The sequence below is a fragment of the Ideonella sp. genome (assembly GCF_041914305.1).
Classification (GTDB): Bacteria; Pseudomonadota; Gammaproteobacteria; order Burkholderiales; family Burkholderiaceae_C; genus Ideonella.
The window spans coordinates 207,514-223,347 of record NZ_JAYSDQ010000007.1 but is presented as its reverse complement, the minus strand read 5'-3'; the positions used below and the strand labels follow the sequence as shown (position 1 = coordinate 223,347).

Below are 15,834 nucleotides of genomic sequence, written 5' to 3'. Positions count from 1 at the left end.
ACCGGCTCGGCCATGGTACGGCACGTTGCAGGGTTAGCGCACGGCTTCTTTCAGTCAACTAGGCCCAGACGGTGTCGGCCCACCGGTGTTCCTGACCCCAGGACACCAGGGTGTGCAGATCCGGCACCGGCGGCGTGGCCTCTGACTGCCAAGGAGCCAACAGCTCGGCGGTGGCGCTGCCACCTGTGCGCACTTGATCGGCCGTCAACTTCTCGAAACCGTTGGTATCGAATGGGGTGTCGGCCATGCGGACCACGCCGATCAGGCGCAGCTCGCCGGCGTCGAGCGACTGGTTGTCATCGGTCGCGCTGTCGACGCCGACGTACAGCAGCACCTGGCCTTCGGCGCCCTGCGCGCTGTCGTGCACCAGCACGGCCTGCCGCTGGCCGGCTTCGAAGCGGCTGCCTTGCAGCAGGGCCGCCACCTCGTCGGCCTTGGGCGGATGGCCGAAGACCGCTTCGAGGCTCAGCACGTTCTGGCCGGTGGTGTCCACCGGCCCGCTGAGCGGGTCGAAATCGTCACCCACTTCGGCCTGGCCGTCGATCACGGTCGCGCCGGCGGCACCGAAGAACAGGCTCAGGTCGATGACATCGTGTGCGTGTTTCGCGGTGCCGAAGTCCAGCACCCGGTCCACGCCGTCGTCGAGCGCACCGCTGAAGACGAACACGTCGTTGTCGGTCTCGCCGCCATGCCAGACGCCGTTGAAGCCGTCACCGACCAGCACATCGTTGCCCGAGCCGCCGAACAGGACGTCATTGCCGCGGTGCCCGCTGAGATGGTCGCGGCCGCCGCCGCCGAGGACCAGGTCGTTGCCATCGCCGCCCACCAGGCCCGCGCCGCTCAGGGCCACGCCGTGGACCGTGGCCGACCAGGCCGCGTCGTCGTTGCCCGCGCCGCCGAGCAGTGTGTCGTTGCCGCTGCCGCCGAACAGCACGTCACGGCCGCCGTCGCCGCGCAACACGTCCGCACCCGAGAAGCCCAGCAGCGTGTCCTGCCCAGCACCGCCTGACAGGCGATCGGCACCGCCCAGCAACCCGTCCAACAGATCGTCGCCAGCACCGCCGACCAGGCTGTCGTTGCCGTCGGCGCCAAGCAAGGCGTCGTTGCCGCTGCCGCCTTGCAGGTTGCGCGCCAGCAAGTCGCCATGCGGGTCGTAGCCGGCGGTGATGTTGTCGGCAGTGAGCTGCGCCGGATCGACGCCATACAGGCGCAGTTCGGCCCCTTCGGCGCTGCGCAAGATGGCCTCGCCGCCCTCCTGGGTGAACCACAACCGGCCGTCGAGGAAGGGGTTGCTGTCGGTGCGGCCGTCACCGAAGTAGCGTGTCAGCGCGTCCAGATCAAGCCGGTCGCCGCCGGCACCGGCTGCAAAATCCATCAGCCGCGGCACGAGGTTCAGGTCGTAGCCGCCGCCAGTCGGGTCGTCGGCCACCACGGTGTCGCGGCCGGCGCCGAGCGTGATGTTGCCGTTGGTCGGCACCAGGTCACCGTCGAAGGTGAAGCGGACCACGTCGTCGCCTGCGCCGGCATCCACGGTGATGCCCGGGGCCATCAGCACGATGCGGTCGTTGCCCTCACCGCCGAGGATGGTGCTGTTGTCGCCGCCGTACGAATCGGACGAGTAGATCAGCAGGTCGTCGCCGGCGCCGCCGTCCAGCAGGTTGTTGGCTTGGGCGCCCGAGCCGAGGATGTTCATGCGGTCGTTGCCATCGCCACCCAGCAGCGTGGCCCGGTGCAGATAGGGGTTGCCGTATGCCGCGCCCAGTTCGTCGTCGCCGGCACCGCCGATCAGCGTGTCGTCCGCATCGGTGGCCAGCAGCGTGTCGTTGCCCAGGCCGCCGTCGACCCAGTCGCGGCCCTGGCCGGACACGACGCGGTCGTCGCCGCCCAGAGCAAAGACCCGGTCGTCGCCATTGGTGGTGTGAGGGCTGCCGGGCGGCGAGGTCGGCGTGATGTCATCGTCGCCCTCGGTGCCGAAGATATCGTCGGCGGTCATGGCCTGGTCGTGGCCCTGGGGCCCGGGATATCGGCGCATCGTCGGCATGGCACGTTCTCGCGTTCAGATGGGGTCGCATCGTGCCACAACGTCATCGCGCAACGCCAGCGACGGTCGACGACACTGCGCGGAAGCCGCCTTCCACCTTTTTTTGATGACCCGCGAACCCTTTGCACTCGCCACTGCCTCTTGTTCATCAGGCCCGCCATGTTGGCGCGCCACGATGACCAGCAAGAAAGGTGGACGAGTATGTGGTATGCGAAGAATGTTCCGAACGGCGAACGGGTGGCGCGGGTGTTGTGCGGCGTGGTGAGCGCCGGCGCGGCGTTTGCGCTGTTGTCCGGGCCATGGGCCTGGCTGGGGGCCGCGTCGGCGGCCGGGTTGACCATGTCGGGCCTGCTGGGCTTCTGCCCGGCCTGCGCGATGGTCGGCCGCAAGCTGCCCGGCAGCGGGCGCTGAGCCGCGATGGCCTTTGCTGCCGAACAGCACGCGCCGCTGCTGGCCGCCGCCCACGGCGGCGACAGCCAGGCAATGGAGGCGCTGCTGCGCCTGGCGCGGCCCGACCTGCGGCGCTACGCGCAGCGCCACTGCCTGATCAGCGATGTCGACGACGCGGTGCAGGAGGCCTTGTGGGTGATGGCGCGCAAGCTGCACCAGCTGCGCGCGCTGGCCGCGCTCTCGGGCTGGCTGCTGCGCACCGTGCAGCGCGAGTGCCGCCGCCTGGGCCGCATCGCGCTGCGCTACGACCCCTACGACGAGGCGGCGGTCGACGCCTGGCTGGCCCGCCATAACGACGATGCCTTGCGCCACGAGCTGGCCTCGGCGATCGAGTCGTTGCCGCCGCACTACCGCGAGGTCTTGCTGCTGCGCGACTTCGAGGAGCTGACGATCACCGAGATCGCCACGCGCGTGGGCGACAGCACCGCGGCGGTCAAGAGCCGGCTGCACCGGGCGCGGACCTTGGCGCGGGAGTACCTGCTGGCCTGACGCCACAATCGGCGCATGACCCGCACTGCCCTGATCGCCGCGATGCAAGAGGAACTGGCCGCGCTGCTGCCGGCCATCGACGGTGCCCGCATCGAACACCGCGGCGGGCGCGCGTTCTGGCTCGGTCGCTTGGGCGGGCACGAGGTGGTCGCCGTGCGCTCGGGCATCGGCAAGGTCGCCGCCGCCATCACCGCGACGCTGCTGATCGATCACTACGAAGCCAGCCGCATGCTGTTCCTCGGCGTGGCCGGTGGCATCGGGGCCGGCGTGCAGGTCGGCGATGTGGTGGTGGCCGACGCGCTGCTGCAGCACGACATGGACGCCTCGCCGATCTTTCCGCGCCATGAGGTGCCGCTGACCGGCCTCGCCCGCTTCCCGGTCGATGCGCCATTCAGCGACGCGGTGGCGCGCGGCGCCGAAGCTGCGCTCGGCCAGCACGCCGACACCGCGGCCCTGCTCGGCCATGGCTCGCGGCTGCACCGCGGCCTGATCGTCAGCGGTGACCGTTTCGTCTCGACAGCAGCCGAAAGCCAGGCGCTGCGAGAAGCGCTGCCCGACGCATTGGCGGTCGAGATGGAAGGCGCCGCCGTCGCCCAGGTCTGCCATTCGTTCGGCACGCCGCTGGCGGTGGTGCGCAGCATCTCGGACCGGGCCGACGACACGGCCCATGTCGACTTCGGCCTGTTCCTGAACAAGGTCGCCGGCCCGTTGGGGTTGGCGATCGTGCAGCAGGCGCTGGGCTGAAGCGGCCAGGGCGGCGGCCGGCGTCAGGCTGCGCCGATGCGGAAGAAGCTGGCGTGGTCGCGCTCGAAGGCGCGAAAGCCGTTGTTCAGGGCCTGCACGGCCGTTGCCGTGTCGCCGCCGACCAGGAAGCGCAGCGCGCTGTGGGCGCCTTCGAGCGCGTAGTCGAAGTGGTCGGCCTCGACGCCGCCGCCGTGGCCGCTGTGCACGCCCACCCAGGCATAACAGCGGTGGGTGCCGCCGGCCAGTTGCACGGTGCTGCGCATCAGGTGGTGGACCAGCGCCGGCTGTTGCGCGCGCAGGTGCTCGTCGATCAGTGAGAACTCCTGGTCGGCCAGCAGCTCCGAGCCCAGGTGGTAGCCGATGGCCCAGAAGGCTTGCGCGGCGCGGCCATCGGCCACGGCCGGCTGGCCGGTGTAGCCCGCCAGCACGCCGTCGTTGACCGCCACCAACTCGGCCGGCTCGTCTTCTTCGAGCGCGTCGTCGCCGAGCTTGAAGAAGTCTTTCATGCTGATCAGCGCCGCCTGCGCCATGCAGCGGTGGCTGTCGCGTGCGGGGTTGATGTGGTCGTCGTACTCGTCGCGCGCCGCGTCGAAGAAGTAGCTCGCGATGTAGTTGCTGCGGTCGGCCACGGCCCGCGGAAAGCCCTCTTCGCGAAACAGGTTGCGGCTGCTGCCCAGCAGGCTGGACAGGGCCGACACGCCGTTGGCGAAGTGGCCGTTCCACGACGCGTAGTGGACGAAGAAACGCAGCAGCTGCGAGCCATCGGTCAGCTGCGCGAGCCGGTCGCGCACACGCTGGCGTGCGGCGTCGAAATCGACCAGCGCGCGCAGCGACGCTTGGCTGACCTGTGCGGCCGTGAGGTCGGCGGATTCGGCCATGGCGGCTCCTGCGTTTCTCGCGGCGGTCACAGGGTCTTCGACAGCGCGGCCACCGACTCGGCGTCGGGCAGGTGGGCGAGCGAGCCGATCAGCGTGTCCTTGACCTGCTGCAGCAGCTCGTCGGTGCGCGCTTCGGCCACGCCGGCCCGCTTGGCCAGGCCGAGCACCAGGGCACGTTCGCCGTCGCTCATGTGGCCGTCGGCATAGGCGGTCATGAAGCACATCAGCACCAGCTGCTCGGCGAAATCGGCCCCGCCGCCGGCGGCCGCCAGCAGTTGGTCGGCCTGGGCATGGGTGTGGCCGACCTGGTCGAACTGGGGCATGCCCGCGGTGGCCGACTGCTCGTAGAAGGTGCGGATCAGCTGCACTTCGGCAGGCTGGACGCCGTCGACATGGGCCACGGCCAGCATGGCGGCGACCAGGGCCGTGACTTGCGCGGGCGTCATCGTGTCATTGGATGGGGTGCTCATGGGCAGCTCCTTGGAGATCGGGGTGAACGGGGTAAGCAGGGTCAGCGACCGAGCGCACGCTGGCGCGCGCTGCGCAGTCGGGTCTGGATGTCCTCGATGGACAGGCTCTGGAAACGGGGCGGCAGCAGCGAACGGCGCGAGGTCTCGGACACCGCCAGCAGCTCCATGAAGTCGATCATGTCGCGCTCTTGCGGCGGCATGAAGTCGTCTTTCGCGCGCTGCAAGGCGTCGAGCAGGCTCAAGGCCGGTTCACGCTCGCGGAACTCCAGCCCCAGCAGCGTCAAGGCCTCGAGGTCGGCGTTCGAGTAACCGCCCAACGATTCGCACAGCGCCGTGGTGCCGGCCACGTCGCAGGCCAGCGCGGCGTCGTAGCGCCGCACCACCGCCTGCACCACCGCGGCGCGGTCGGCCGCGGTCTCGGCGTAGAAGAACGGGATCTTGCGGTCCATCCGGCCGGGGCGCTTGATGTCGGTGTCGAGCTTGTCGGGCCGGTTGGTCAGCATCACGAACAGCACCTGGCCGCGGTTCTCGGTGTCGGACATGAACTCCTTCAGCCGCGCGATCACGCGCGAGCTGGTGCCCTCGTCGCCGCCCTCGCCGCCCGAGTTGCCGAAGCTGCGGTCGCCCTCGTCGATCAGCACCGCGATCGGGCCCATGGCCTTCACGGTGGCCAGCACCCGCTCGAGGTTCTTCTCGGTCGAGCCGACCCACTTGGAGCGGAAGTTCTTCAGCGCCACCGCCGACAAGCCGGCCTCTTTCAAGAAGGCCTTGATGACGAAGGTCTTGCCGGCGCCCATCGGCCCGACGGCGAGCAGCCCCATCGGCGTCAGCTTGCTGTCGCCCTCGCGCAGCGAGCGGGCGATCTCGAGCAGCTCGCCGGTGATGTGCTGGCAGCCACCGACGGCCGACAAGCCATGCTTGGGCTCGACGAACTCGATCAGGCCGGCGCATTCCTTCTCGATCAGCTCGCGCTTGCGGGCCTGGATCAGGTGCAACACGTCTTCGTCGAGGTCGGGCGACGGCACGCTGCGCGTCGGCTCGACCAGCTTGATGATCTCGTCTTCGGTCATGCCGGCGGTGATGCCGGCAAAACGCTTGGCACGCTCGGCCGCGTCGGGCTGGCCGGCCAGCAGCTGCAGGATCAGCGCTTCGCGCTCGGCCTCGCCCATTGCGCTGTTGCCGCTGGCCCGCATCAGGCTCTCGATCTGCACCGCGCGCAGGCCGGCCAGGCGTTCAGCATAACGCGCCACCTGAGCGGTGGAGAGTTTCGGGCCGAGGTGGCGCACGATCTGCGCCCGCGCCACCTCGTCGGGCATCGGCACCTCGATCGCCGCCACCTTCGGATTGTTCAGCAGGCTCTGGTTCAGCGAACCCAGCGTCTCGACGACGATGAAGGTGATGTTGTCGGACGAGTTCAGTTGCCGGTCGAGCGACCAGCGGTGGAACAGGTTGCCGACCTTGCGGTCTTCGGACGAAACGAAGCCGGCGTCCTCACCCGGCATCAGCGCGTCCGCATAGGGCACGTAGATCGCCGTGCCGTGGCTGTGGCGCAGGTGCCGCTCCAGGCTGTGCAACTGGGCCATCAGGTCACCGGCCTGGTCCAGCTCGACCAGGCCCTTCAGGCACTGCACACCGAACTCGGCCGAGACCTCGACCACCGTCGGCTTGGTCTCCTGCACGAACGGGCCCGTCAGGAAGGCCTTCAGGTCGACGAACTGGCCGCCGATCAGGAAGCTGTCAAAGACGTTGCGGTACAGCACGAAGGTCGACGCTTCGCCGGCGAGGTATTTCTCGCGCAGCTCACGCGCCCAGGCCGGCAGCTCGGCTTTGATGGGGGCCGCGGTGCCCGTGGTCGTGGCCATGTCAGAGCGACTTGCCGCCGCCACCGGCGTTGTTGGCTTCCATCGCCTTCTTCATCTGCTCCAGCTGCGCGCGCGCGGTGACCGCACCGGCGCTGCGGTTGAGCGACTTCAGGCGCTGGTCGAGGTCGGACTCGCGCAGCTCGCTGCCCAGCTTGGCTTCGGCGACGCGGCCCTTGATGTGCTCGCGCACGCCCGCCAGAGCCTGCACCTCGGCGTCGATCGACAGGCCGTCGAGCGACTCCTGGATCTTGATGCGGGCCTGCGCGCTCTGGAACTTCGCGATCATGCGGTCCTTCTCGGCCTTCAGGCGGTCGATCTCGCTCTTCATGTCGAGCAGCGAGGCCTTGGCCTCTTCGGCGTCCTTGTCGGCTTCGGCGAAGTCGGCGTCCAGGCCCTGGATGCTTTCGTCCAGCGCGTTCTTCTTCTGGATCAGCACCAGCGCCAGGTCGTCCTGGTTGGTGGCCAGCGCGGCGTTCAGCTGCGAGGCCACCTTGGCCAGCTCGGTCTTGGCGGCCTGCAGCTGGCCTTCCAGATCGAGCCGGCGCGCGATGATGCGGCCCGAGGCCTGCTTGAGCTTGCTGTACTTCTCGGTCATCGAGGCGATCGAGTTCTGGTAGGCGATTTCAGGGTGTTCCTTCTCGATGTCGGTCACCCACAGCGCCACGAAACCCGTCCACAGGTTCCACAGGCGGCTGACGATTGCGTTGTTGGCCATGGTGTCTTTCTCTTCCTTCAGCTTGTCTGCACATCACCGCCCTGACGGGCGGCACCTTGTCGTTACATCTCTGGTCAGGACCGTTGCCCCACCGCGCGGCGCGCGGCCGCCTGCGCGGCCTCGCGGTCGGCTGCCACGCTGCCGATGCCGGCCAGGTCGAAGGGCCGTTCGATGTCCATCGCCGCCTGCTCGGCCAGCTTCAGCTTGGACACCGATTCCTCCAGCAGCTGACTCAGGTTGCCGTCGCGCGGGGCACTCATCACCATCTGGTAAACCTCCTCGAGCCGGATCGGCATCGCCACCAGGGTCGCCTCGAGCGCGCTGCGCCGCGACGCGATGCGAGCCTGGCGCGACAGCGCCTCTTCGTACTCGGCCTTCGCGCGGCGCAGCTGGGTCTGCTCTTCCTGGTCGAGATGGCCGCTGGCCAGGCGCTCGTCGACCGCGCGCAGCTTGCGGTGCACGCTGGAGACGAGGTCGTTGCTCTGCGGGTTGCGCAGCACCGCGTCGCTGACGCACATGCGCAGGTAGTCCAGCGTCAGGTCGTCGAGCTGCTCGACCTCGCGCGTGGTCAGGCTGGTGCTGCGATCGCTGGCGGTGCGGTACAGCGAGGCCACCCGGCTGCACATCTGCTCGAAGCTGCGCAGGTGGTTGGAGCCGCCGTGCGAATGCACCTCGCGCAGCAGCGTCTCGCGGCGGGCGTCGCGCTGCTCGCGCCGCACGCGCTCGTTGACCGCGAGCTGGAAGTTCGGCAGCCCCGGCACGATCGCCAGGCCGATCATCTCCAGCGCGGTCAGGCCCAGCATGCCCAGCACCAGCGCATCGGCCCCGAACGGGAACGACGCCAGCACCGAGGCCGCGGTGACACCCATCACCATCAGCTGGTTCTTGCGGTGCCAGAGAAAGGCCTGCCAGTACGAGGGCTTGTCGTCGTCATCGCTCATGCAAGCGGCCTCACACGCTGACCCTCAGGTTGCCGCGCGCGCCCGAGCTGCGCAGGTGGCCGACGACCTGCTCGTGCAGCTGGCGCGCCTCGGCGCTCATCAGCCAGTCGGCGCTGCGCGGTTGGCGCAGCGGGATGTGGAAGTCTTCAATCACCCGCGCCGGCTGGCCCGACAGCACGATGACCCGGTCGCCGACCAGCAGCGCCTCGGTCACGTCGTGCGTGACGAAGACCACCACGCAGGGGTGCGCCGCATGCAGCTTGCACAGCAGCGTCTGCATGTTGGTGCGGGTCTGCGCGTCGAGCGCGCCGAAGGGCTCATCCATCAGCAGCACCTTGGGCCGCAGCACCAGCGCCCGTGCCAGCGCCACGCGCTGGTTCTGCCCACCCGACAGCTGCGACGGGTACTGGTCGCGCTTGTCGGCCAGGCCCACCTCCTGCAGCATCTGGTCGACGCGGTCCTTCGCGTCCTTGTCGGTCACGCGGCGCTTCCACTCGCTGAAGGTGAACGGGTACATCACGTTCTGCCACACCGTCAGGTCGGGCCGGTTGGCGTAGTGCTGGAACACCATCACCGCGTCCGGGTGCGGCCCCGTGCACGACACGCCCTCGATCTCGATCTTGCCCGATGTCGGTGTCTTCACGTTCCACGGCCGCACGCCGCCGAGCATGCGCAGCAGCGTCGACTTGCCGCAGCCCGACGCACCGAGCAGCATGTTGATCGACGGCGCCTCGAAGCTCAGCGACACGCCGTCGAGCACCCGCAGCGTGCCGCCATCGGCGCGGGCGTATTCCTGCACGATGTCGGTGGCGGCCAGCAGCGGCTTCGCGGCAGCCGCAGGCGCAACCGGAGGCACTGCACTCATTCCTTCGTTTCCCACTTGTACAACGCTCGCTTGAGCGCCATCAGGCCTTGGTAGGTCAGCAACGCCACCGCCATGATGACGATGATGCCGGCAAAAACCTGGTCGGTGGCGCTCAGGCGGCGCGCGTTGGCGATCAACTGGCCCAGGCCCTCTTGCGCGTTGACGTATTCGGCCACGGTGATGTATGTCCAGCTGACCGAGACGCCGACGATGATCGCGTCCATGATGCGCGGCATCGCCAGCGGCACCAGCACCTTGCGGATGCATTCCCACGGCGTCGCGCCGATGTCCTGTGCGCTGACCAGGTAGCCTTCGGGCACCGCGCGGATCGCGTCGCGCACCAGCGGCGTCAGGTAGACGATCGAGCCGACGAACAGGAAGGCGATCTTCATGAACTCGCCGATGCCGAACCACATCACCATGATCGGCAGCAGCGCCGCCACCGGCGCCGAGCGGAACGGGTCAATCAGCGGCGAGAAGACCGCGTTGATGCGCGGCGACGCGCCCATCAGCACGCCCAGCGGGATGCCGATCACGATCACCAGCAGCGACGCGGTCGCGACCCGGCCGACCGACCACAGCGTGGCCGAGGCGAGCTGGCTGTGGCCCTCGTACCAGCCGAGGTAGGCCATGGCCTGCGCCACCGCCCAGGGCGACGGCAGCTGGTTCTTGCTCAGCAGGCCCGAGGCCGACAACAGCGTCCACAGCACCAGCACGACCACGATGCTGCCCAGCCCGAGCAGGCGCTGCTGCGTCGGCGCCAGCGTGCGGTACGGGTTCCAGAAATCCGTCACTTGCTGAACACCGCCAGCCGGGTCGACCGGTTCAGCGCGCGGCAGGCGTCCAGCGTCATGTCGGCGGCCTCGGGGCGCGTCTCGTCGCACAGCGGCCGCGATGCGCCATAGCCGGCGACCTTCAGCCGGGCACGCGGCACTTCCCATTGTTTTTCCAGGTAGTCGGCCACCGCCTTCGCGCGGGCCAGCGACAGCGACTGGTTGGCCGCGGCCGAGCCGACCGAGTCGGTGTTGCCGCCGACCTCGAAGTAGGCGCTGCCGTTGTTCTCGATGAACGGCACCATCTCGTGGTCGATCACCTGCTGGGCTTTCTTCGACAGCTCGAACGAGCCCGACGCGAAGTTCACCGACACCGGCTTGGTCACCTGGGCCGGCGTGGCCAGCGCCGCGGCCTGGCCCTTCTCGGTGAAGGTTTCGGTCGGCTTGACCGCCTCGGCTTGCGCCTGGGTGTTGCGCTGCAGCGCCTTCTTGATGAAGCGCAGGTCGAAGCTGTCTTGCGGCGGGATCACCGGCGACTTCGGGTTGGCCAGCGAGCCTTCGCCGCGGTAGATCTGGTCGAAGCGGGCGTAGACGCGCTCGTAGTGGTTCACGCCGCCGGCCAGGCCGAGGATGCGGGCGTTGTCGGCCAGGTCGGTCCACAGCAGGTTGGCGAACAGCGACTTGATGAACGGCGCGCCCTCTTTGGCGCCGAGCAGCTTGAAGAACTCTTCGGTCTCGACCAGCGCCTTCACCGCGTTGTCGGGGTTCGCGCGGGCCGCCGTCACGCCTTCCATCCAGCCGTCGACGAAGGCCTGGAACACCGCCTCGTTGTCGGGCTTGGCCAGCTCGCGCTGGTCGCAGACCATCATGTCGTAGATCAGGTTGGTTGCGGTCTTGGTCGAGTAGACGACGTGCGCGCCCTTGGTCTCGCGCAGCGCCAGCGACAGGTCGGGGTCCCACAGCACCGCCGCGTCCACATTGCCCGCGGTGAAGGCCGCGCGCACGCCGGCGGTGCCTTCTTCGGGCTTGATGAACACCGGCTTGATCTGCTTCTTCTGGCGCGCTGTCAGCGAGGCGTTGTCGATCGCGTCGATCAGCATGCCGTGCGACGGCGTGTACTGCAGCAGCGCGACCGACTTGCCGGCCAGGTCTTCGATCTTCTGGATGCTGCCGTCGCGGGCGATGACGGCGTCGCCACCTTGCGTGTTGTCGACCAGCATCACGCCCTTGCCGTCGTGGCCGGAGTTGCGCAGGTTCGGCTGCTCCTGGGCCCAGAAGTCGGACGTGCGCCAGGCGCACTGTGCGGTTTTGGCTTCGAACAGCGTGGTCAGCGTCGGGATGTCGTCGTTGATGACGAACTCGACGTTCAGGCCCAGCTTGGCGTAGATCGAGCCAGGCTTGGTCGTCAGGCTGTTGCCGTTGGCCACCAACGCCGGCGCGTAGCCGTGAAAGCTCACCAGGCTGACCTTCAGCGGGTTGCCGGCGCTGCCCAGCTTGCCGCCGGCCGGCGCCGCCGCCCGGGCCGGGGCGGTGGTGCCGCCACCGGCCGGTGCCGCGCTGCTGTCGGTCGCGTTGCTGTTGCCGCCGCCGAGGGTGTGGCCGGCGACGGTGATGCCGCCGTCCTTCAGCTTGTCCTTCAGCACGAAGTTCCAGCCGATCGAGCCTACGAGGCCCAGGCCGATGATCAGAAGAAGCCCTTTGGTGAGGCCCGTCATCTGGTATGCCATGCCCGCCGATTCCTTATGGGGTGAGGTTGGTCTTGAATTGCCCGATCAGCACGCGAAACTCGCTCGCTGCGCGCGACAAGGTGCCCAGCTCCTGGCTGACCGCCTCGCGCCTGGCTTGCAGCGCGGCCTCGACGGCAGCGCACTCCTGCGCACCGCGGGTGACCTCGCGGGCCATCAGGCCTTCGAGGTCGGCGATCTGGCGCTTGATTTCAGCCACCGCGCTGTCTTGCTTGCGGCGTAACTCGGCCAGCTCGGCCTGCGCCGCCTGCTCGGCCTGGCCCAGGCCCGAGCGCAGGCCCGAGGCGTGCTGCTCGATCGCCGCCACCTTGGCCGCGGCGTCGCTCAGCGGGTCGTCGATGGTCCAGGATTCGTCGGCCGCGTCGATCGCGTGGATGGTCTGCCGGCGCATCGCCTCGTCCATCGCACTCAAGCCGCCCAGCAGGCGCAACAAGCGCTCGGCCGGGTAGTTGCATGGCGGCACCTGGGCGGCGGCGTAGACCTGCTCCAGCGTCTGGCCTTCGGCCGCAGGCGCCACCGCCGGAGGCCGCGGCTCGGCGGCCTGGGTGTCTGCCACGGTGTCGGGGCCGGCGCCGGGCGAAGAGCCGTCGTCAGGCGGGATGGCCGGGGCGGCGGCGTCGTCGCCCATGCCTTCCTGGCGGACCAATCCGGCCCTCTCCAAGAGGCTCATCATTCCCTTCATCGGCCCTCCTGCTCGCTTGATGCTGTTGGCAGCGCGAATCCTCTCACATCTGCTCACCTCGGCGTGCAGATGCGGCGAGGGCGGATAGCGGCGTCAGATCAGGGCGGCGTCCAGGATTTCAACCCAGTGTTTGACCGGCCGGGTGCTGGCCGACTGCAGGTGCTGGATGCAGCCGATGTTGGCCGAGACGATGGTGTCGGCCACCACCGGCGCCAGCGCCTTCAGCTTGCGGTCGCGCAGCTGCATCGACAGCTCGGGCTGCAGTACCGAGTAGGTGCCGGCCGAGCCGCAGCACAGGTGGCTGTCGACCGGCGCGGTCTGCACGTGAAAGCCGAGCGCCGCCAGGTGGGTTTCGACCCCACCGCGCAACTGCTGGCCATGCTGCAAGGTACACGGCGGGTGGTAGGCCAGCGGCACCGGCTCGCTGCGGCGCGCCGCGAGCTTGGGCAACAGCGCCGGCACCAGGTCGGGCAGCAGCTCGCTCAAGTCCTTCGTCAGCGCGCTGATGCGCCGCGCCTTGGCGGCGTAGTCGGGGTCATGGGCCAGCGCGTGGCCGTATTCCTTGACCGTGACGCCGCAGCCCGATGCGTTCATCACGATCGCCTCGACCCGGCCGGCCTCGGTCAGGCCCTCGACCAGCGGCCACCAGGCGTCGATGTTGCGGCGCATGTCGGCCAGGCCGCCTTCGTGGTCGTTCAGGTGCGTGCGGATCGCGCCGCAGCAGCCGGCGTCGTCGGCGACCAGGGTCTGGATGCCGGCGGCGTCGAGCACGCGGGCGGTGGCCGAGTTGATGTTCGGCATCATCGTCGGCTGCACGCAACCCAGCAGCAGCAGCACCTTGCGCGGGTGCGGGCGGGTCGGCCAGCGGTGCGCGTCGGCGCCGGCGCGTTCGGGCACCTTGGCCTTGAGCGCCGCGGGCAGCAGCGGGCGCACCAGCTGGCCCAGCTTCATCGCCGGGCCGAACAGCGGCGAGGTCAGGCCTTCTTTGAGCAGCCAGCGCGTCGCGCGCTCCCCCGCCGGCCGCTCGACCTTGGCCTCGACGACACGGCGGCCGATGTCGACCAGCTCGCCGTAGCGCACCCCGCTCGGGCAGGTCGATTCGCAGTTGCGGCAGGTCAGGCAGCGGTCCAGGTGCAGTTGCGTCGCGCGTGTCGGCTCGGCGCCTTCGAGCACCTGCTTCATCAGGTAGATGCGGCCGCGCGGCCCGTCCAGCTCGTCGCCCAGCAGCTGGTAGGTCGGGCAGGTCGCGGTGCAGAAGCCGCAGTGCACGCAGCTGCGCAAGATCGCCTCGGCCGCCCGGCCATCGGGCGTGTCCTTGAATTCGGGGGCGAGGTGGGTCTGCATTCAGTGCAACTCGTAGGCCAGCGTCCAGTAGTAGGTGGACTCGGTCCAGCGCGGCTCGCGGGCACGCGGGCCCAGCAGGGCGAACGCATCGTCGCGGCCCGGGAAGTTCTTCAGCACCTCGTGCGTGCTGCCGTCGTCGAGCCGGCGCTGCTGGTAGCTGTTGCCGTCGGCGTCGCGGCGCGAGATCGGCGTCACGCTGCCGGCGACGAAACGGTTGTCACAGATCACCACGCGGGCGCCGGCGTCCAGGCAGCTGTGCAGCGTCGACAACCAGCCGGCCAGGCGAGCCCGCGGCACGTGCGACCACCAGAAGCCCGCGAATGCAGCGTCGAAGCGCGCATCGGCCGGCAGGCCGTCGAGCGTGTAGGCGTCGACCACGCAGAACTCGACCGTCGGCGGCATCGGCTTGGCCTTGGCCACCGCCATCGTCTCGGGGTTGAGGTCGGTCGCCAGCCAGTGCGCCGCCCGGGCGGCGCCATGCGGCGTCCACCAGCCAGTGCCGCAGGCGATCTCGAGCACCCGGCGGCCGGCAAACGGTTCGGGCAACCAGGCCTCCAGCGCGCGGATGTCCGACTGCCGCTCGGGCTTGAGGTAGACCCGGTCGTACTCGCGCGCACGGCGGGCATAGTAGTCGGCCATGGTGGCCTCGGTCGCGTTCGTCGTCGGGGTCATTCGGTCTCGCCAAGCCGGCCAGGGTTGAACAGCTGGAACGGATCGAACGCCGCCTTCAGCGCACGCTGCAGGCGGGCCTGCACCGGTGGCAGCGGGTGGAAGGCGCCGCCCGCCTTGTCGCCGCGCCAGACGGTGGCGTGGCCCAGCGCGTCGGCGGCGGCTTGGCGCACCCGCGCGGGTGGTTCGTCGCTGACCAGCCAGCGCTGCGCGCCGCCCCATTCGACCAGCTGCTCGCCGCGCAGCTCGATGCGCGGCGCGGTGGCAGCGACCGACAGGCGCCACAGCCGCGACCCGCTGGCCACCGCCGCCGCGGCGTGGTCGAAGTACTCGTCGTGCTGGTCGCGCAGGCCGGTCCAGAAACCATCGGCCAGCTCGTTCGGGATGCGCTCGCCGCCCAGGCGCTGCGCGGCCGACGCGACCGCGGCCTGCGCCCCTTGCAGGCGCAGCAGCAACGCGCCGTCCCACCAGGCGCTGGCCGACAGTGGCAGCGCCTGGCCGGCCCATTCGTTGGCGTGGCGCAGCGCGTTGGCCTGGTCCATGTCGAAACGCAGCGTGGCGCGGCCGGGCGCGACGGGCAAGACCTTCATCGACACCTCGCAGATCACGCCCAGCTGCCCCATCGAGCCGGCCAGCGCGCGCGACACGTCGTAGCCGGCGACGTTCTTCATCACCTGGCCGCCGAAGCTCAGGGTCTCGCCGCGGCCGTTGACGATGGTCGCGCCGAGCAGGTAGTCGCGCACGCCGCCCACGGCCGCGCGCGCCGGCCCGGACAGCCCGGCGGCGACCATGCCGCCGACCGTGGAGCCCTCGGCATAGTGCGGCGGCTCGAACGGCAGGCACTGACCCTTCTCGGCCAACGCCGCCTCCAGCTCGGCCAGCGGCGTGCCGGCACGCACCGTCACCACCAGCTCGGTCGGCTCGTAGGCGCTGATGCCGGCCAGCGGCTTCACGTCCAGCGCTTCGCCGCGCAGCTCGCCACCGTAGAAGTCCTTGGTGCCGCCACCGACGATGCGCAGCGGCCGGCGCCGGTCGGCCGCATCACGCACCGCATCGACCAGGCGCTGCAGCGGCGCGCTCATCGAAGCCCCCTTGGGCCAGCACCCTTTCCCGCCAAGCGGGATTGAGCCCCTTCGGGCGGCCGGGCGTGGCTCATTGGGGCACCC

General features: G+C 69.6%; 16 protein-coding genes. 3 read left to right on the top strand and 13 right to left on the bottom strand.

The window, feature by feature from the left end; all coding sequences use genetic code 11:
- Positions 1-58 precede the first annotated feature (58 nt).
- Positions 59-1,993 carry a calcium-binding protein gene (locus ACE3SG_RS11890; RefSeq protein WP_374565189.1) on the bottom strand — a complete coding sequence of 645 codons (1,935 nt, stop codon included), beginning with the start codon at positions 1,991-1,993 and terminating at the stop codon, positions 59-61.
- Positions 1,994-2,242: 249 nt separating this feature from the next.
- On the opposite strand from ACE3SG_RS11890, the gene ACE3SG_RS11885 reads away from it, so the two are divergent.
- The 3 genes from ACE3SG_RS11885 to ACE3SG_RS11875 are packed head-to-tail and all read left to right on the top strand — an operon-like array spanning position 2,243 to position 3,724.
- A complete protein-coding gene (locus ACE3SG_RS11885; RefSeq protein WP_374565188.1) occupies positions 2,243-2,452 on the top strand; it encodes a DUF2892 domain-containing protein in 210 nt (69 codons plus the stop codon).
- A gap of 6 nt (positions 2,453-2,458) precedes the next feature.
- A complete protein-coding gene (locus ACE3SG_RS11880; protein ID WP_374565187.1) occupies positions 2,459-2,980 on the top strand; it encodes an RNA polymerase sigma factor in 522 nt (173 codons plus the stop codon).
- 15 nt (positions 2,981-2,995) lie between these two features.
- Positions 2,996-3,724: a 5'-methylthioadenosine/adenosylhomocysteine nucleosidase gene (locus ACE3SG_RS11875; RefSeq protein WP_374565185.1), complete on the top strand. Its 729-nt coding sequence runs from the start codon at positions 2,996-2,998 to the stop codon at positions 3,722-3,724.
- Between the two features lie 23 nt (positions 3,725-3,747).
- On the opposite strand, the gene ACE3SG_RS11870 is transcribed toward ACE3SG_RS11875, so the two are convergent.
- The 12 genes from ACE3SG_RS11870 to glcE all read right to left on the bottom strand — a co-directional run bounded on the left by ACE3SG_RS11870 (position 3,748) and on the right by glcE (position 15,750).
- Entirely contained in the window at positions 3,748-4,602 is an 855-nt protein-coding gene (locus ACE3SG_RS11870; protein WP_374565184.1) for a hypothetical protein, read from the bottom strand.
- A gap of 26 nt (positions 4,603-4,628) precedes the next feature.
- Positions 4,629-5,072: a TerB family tellurite resistance protein gene (locus tag ACE3SG_RS11865; RefSeq protein ID WP_374565183.1), complete on the bottom strand. Its 444-nt coding sequence runs from the start codon at positions 5,070-5,072 to the stop codon at positions 4,629-4,631.
- Positions 5,073-5,113: 41 nt separating this feature from the next.
- On the bottom strand, positions 5,114-6,934 hold the full coding sequence (locus tag ACE3SG_RS11860; RefSeq protein WP_374565180.1) for an ATP-binding protein: 1,821 nt from the start codon (positions 6,932-6,934) through the stop codon (positions 5,114-5,116).
- A 1-nt stretch (position 6,935) separates the two neighbouring features.
- The gene (locus tag ACE3SG_RS11855; protein WP_374565179.1) at positions 6,936-7,649 is read right to left on the bottom strand and encodes a PspA/IM30 family protein; all 714 of its coding nucleotides are present in this window, start codon (positions 7,647-7,649) and stop codon (positions 6,936-6,938) included.
- A gap of 74 nt (positions 7,650-7,723) precedes the next feature.
- Positions 7,724-8,590, bottom strand: a complete 867-nt coding sequence (locus ACE3SG_RS11850; protein WP_374565177.1) for a hypothetical protein — start codon at positions 8,588-8,590, stop codon at positions 7,724-7,726.
- 10 nt (positions 8,591-8,600) lie between these two features.
- Entirely contained in the window at positions 8,601-9,446 is an 846-nt protein-coding gene (locus tag ACE3SG_RS11845) for an ABC transporter ATP-binding protein (RefSeq protein ID WP_374565176.1), read from the bottom strand.
- A 5-nt stretch (positions 9,447-9,451) separates the two neighbouring features.
- On the bottom strand, positions 9,452-10,249 hold the full coding sequence (locus tag ACE3SG_RS11840) for an ABC transporter permease (RefSeq protein WP_374565175.1): 798 nt from the start codon (positions 10,247-10,249) through the stop codon (positions 9,452-9,454).
- Positions 10,246-11,955: an OmpA family protein gene (locus tag ACE3SG_RS11835; protein WP_374565174.1), complete on the bottom strand. Its 1,710-nt coding sequence runs from the start codon at positions 11,953-11,955 to the stop codon at positions 10,246-10,248. Before ACE3SG_RS11835 ends, ACE3SG_RS11840 begins: the two co-directional genes overlap by 4 nt.
- 13 nt (positions 11,956-11,968) lie before the next feature.
- Positions 11,969-12,643: a methyl-accepting chemotaxis protein gene (locus tag ACE3SG_RS11830; RefSeq protein ID WP_374565173.1), complete on the bottom strand. Its 675-nt coding sequence runs from the start codon at positions 12,641-12,643 to the stop codon at positions 11,969-11,971.
- Between the two features lie 105 nt (positions 12,644-12,748).
- A complete protein-coding gene (gene glcF, locus ACE3SG_RS11825) occupies positions 12,749-13,999 on the bottom strand; it encodes a glycolate oxidase subunit GlcF (protein WP_374565171.1) in 1,251 nt (416 codons plus the stop codon).
- Positions 14,000-14,671 (bottom strand): class I SAM-dependent methyltransferase, encoded by a 672-nt coding sequence (locus tag ACE3SG_RS11820; protein WP_374565170.1) that lies wholly within the window; start codon positions 14,669-14,671, stop codon positions 14,000-14,002.
- Positions 14,668-15,750, bottom strand: coding sequence for a glycolate oxidase subunit GlcE (gene glcE / locus ACE3SG_RS11815; RefSeq protein ID WP_374565168.1), 1,083 nt, complete (start codon positions 15,748-15,750; stop codon positions 14,668-14,670). Before glcE ends, ACE3SG_RS11820 begins: the two co-directional genes overlap by 4 nt.
- Positions 15,751-15,834: the final 84 nt, after the last annotated feature.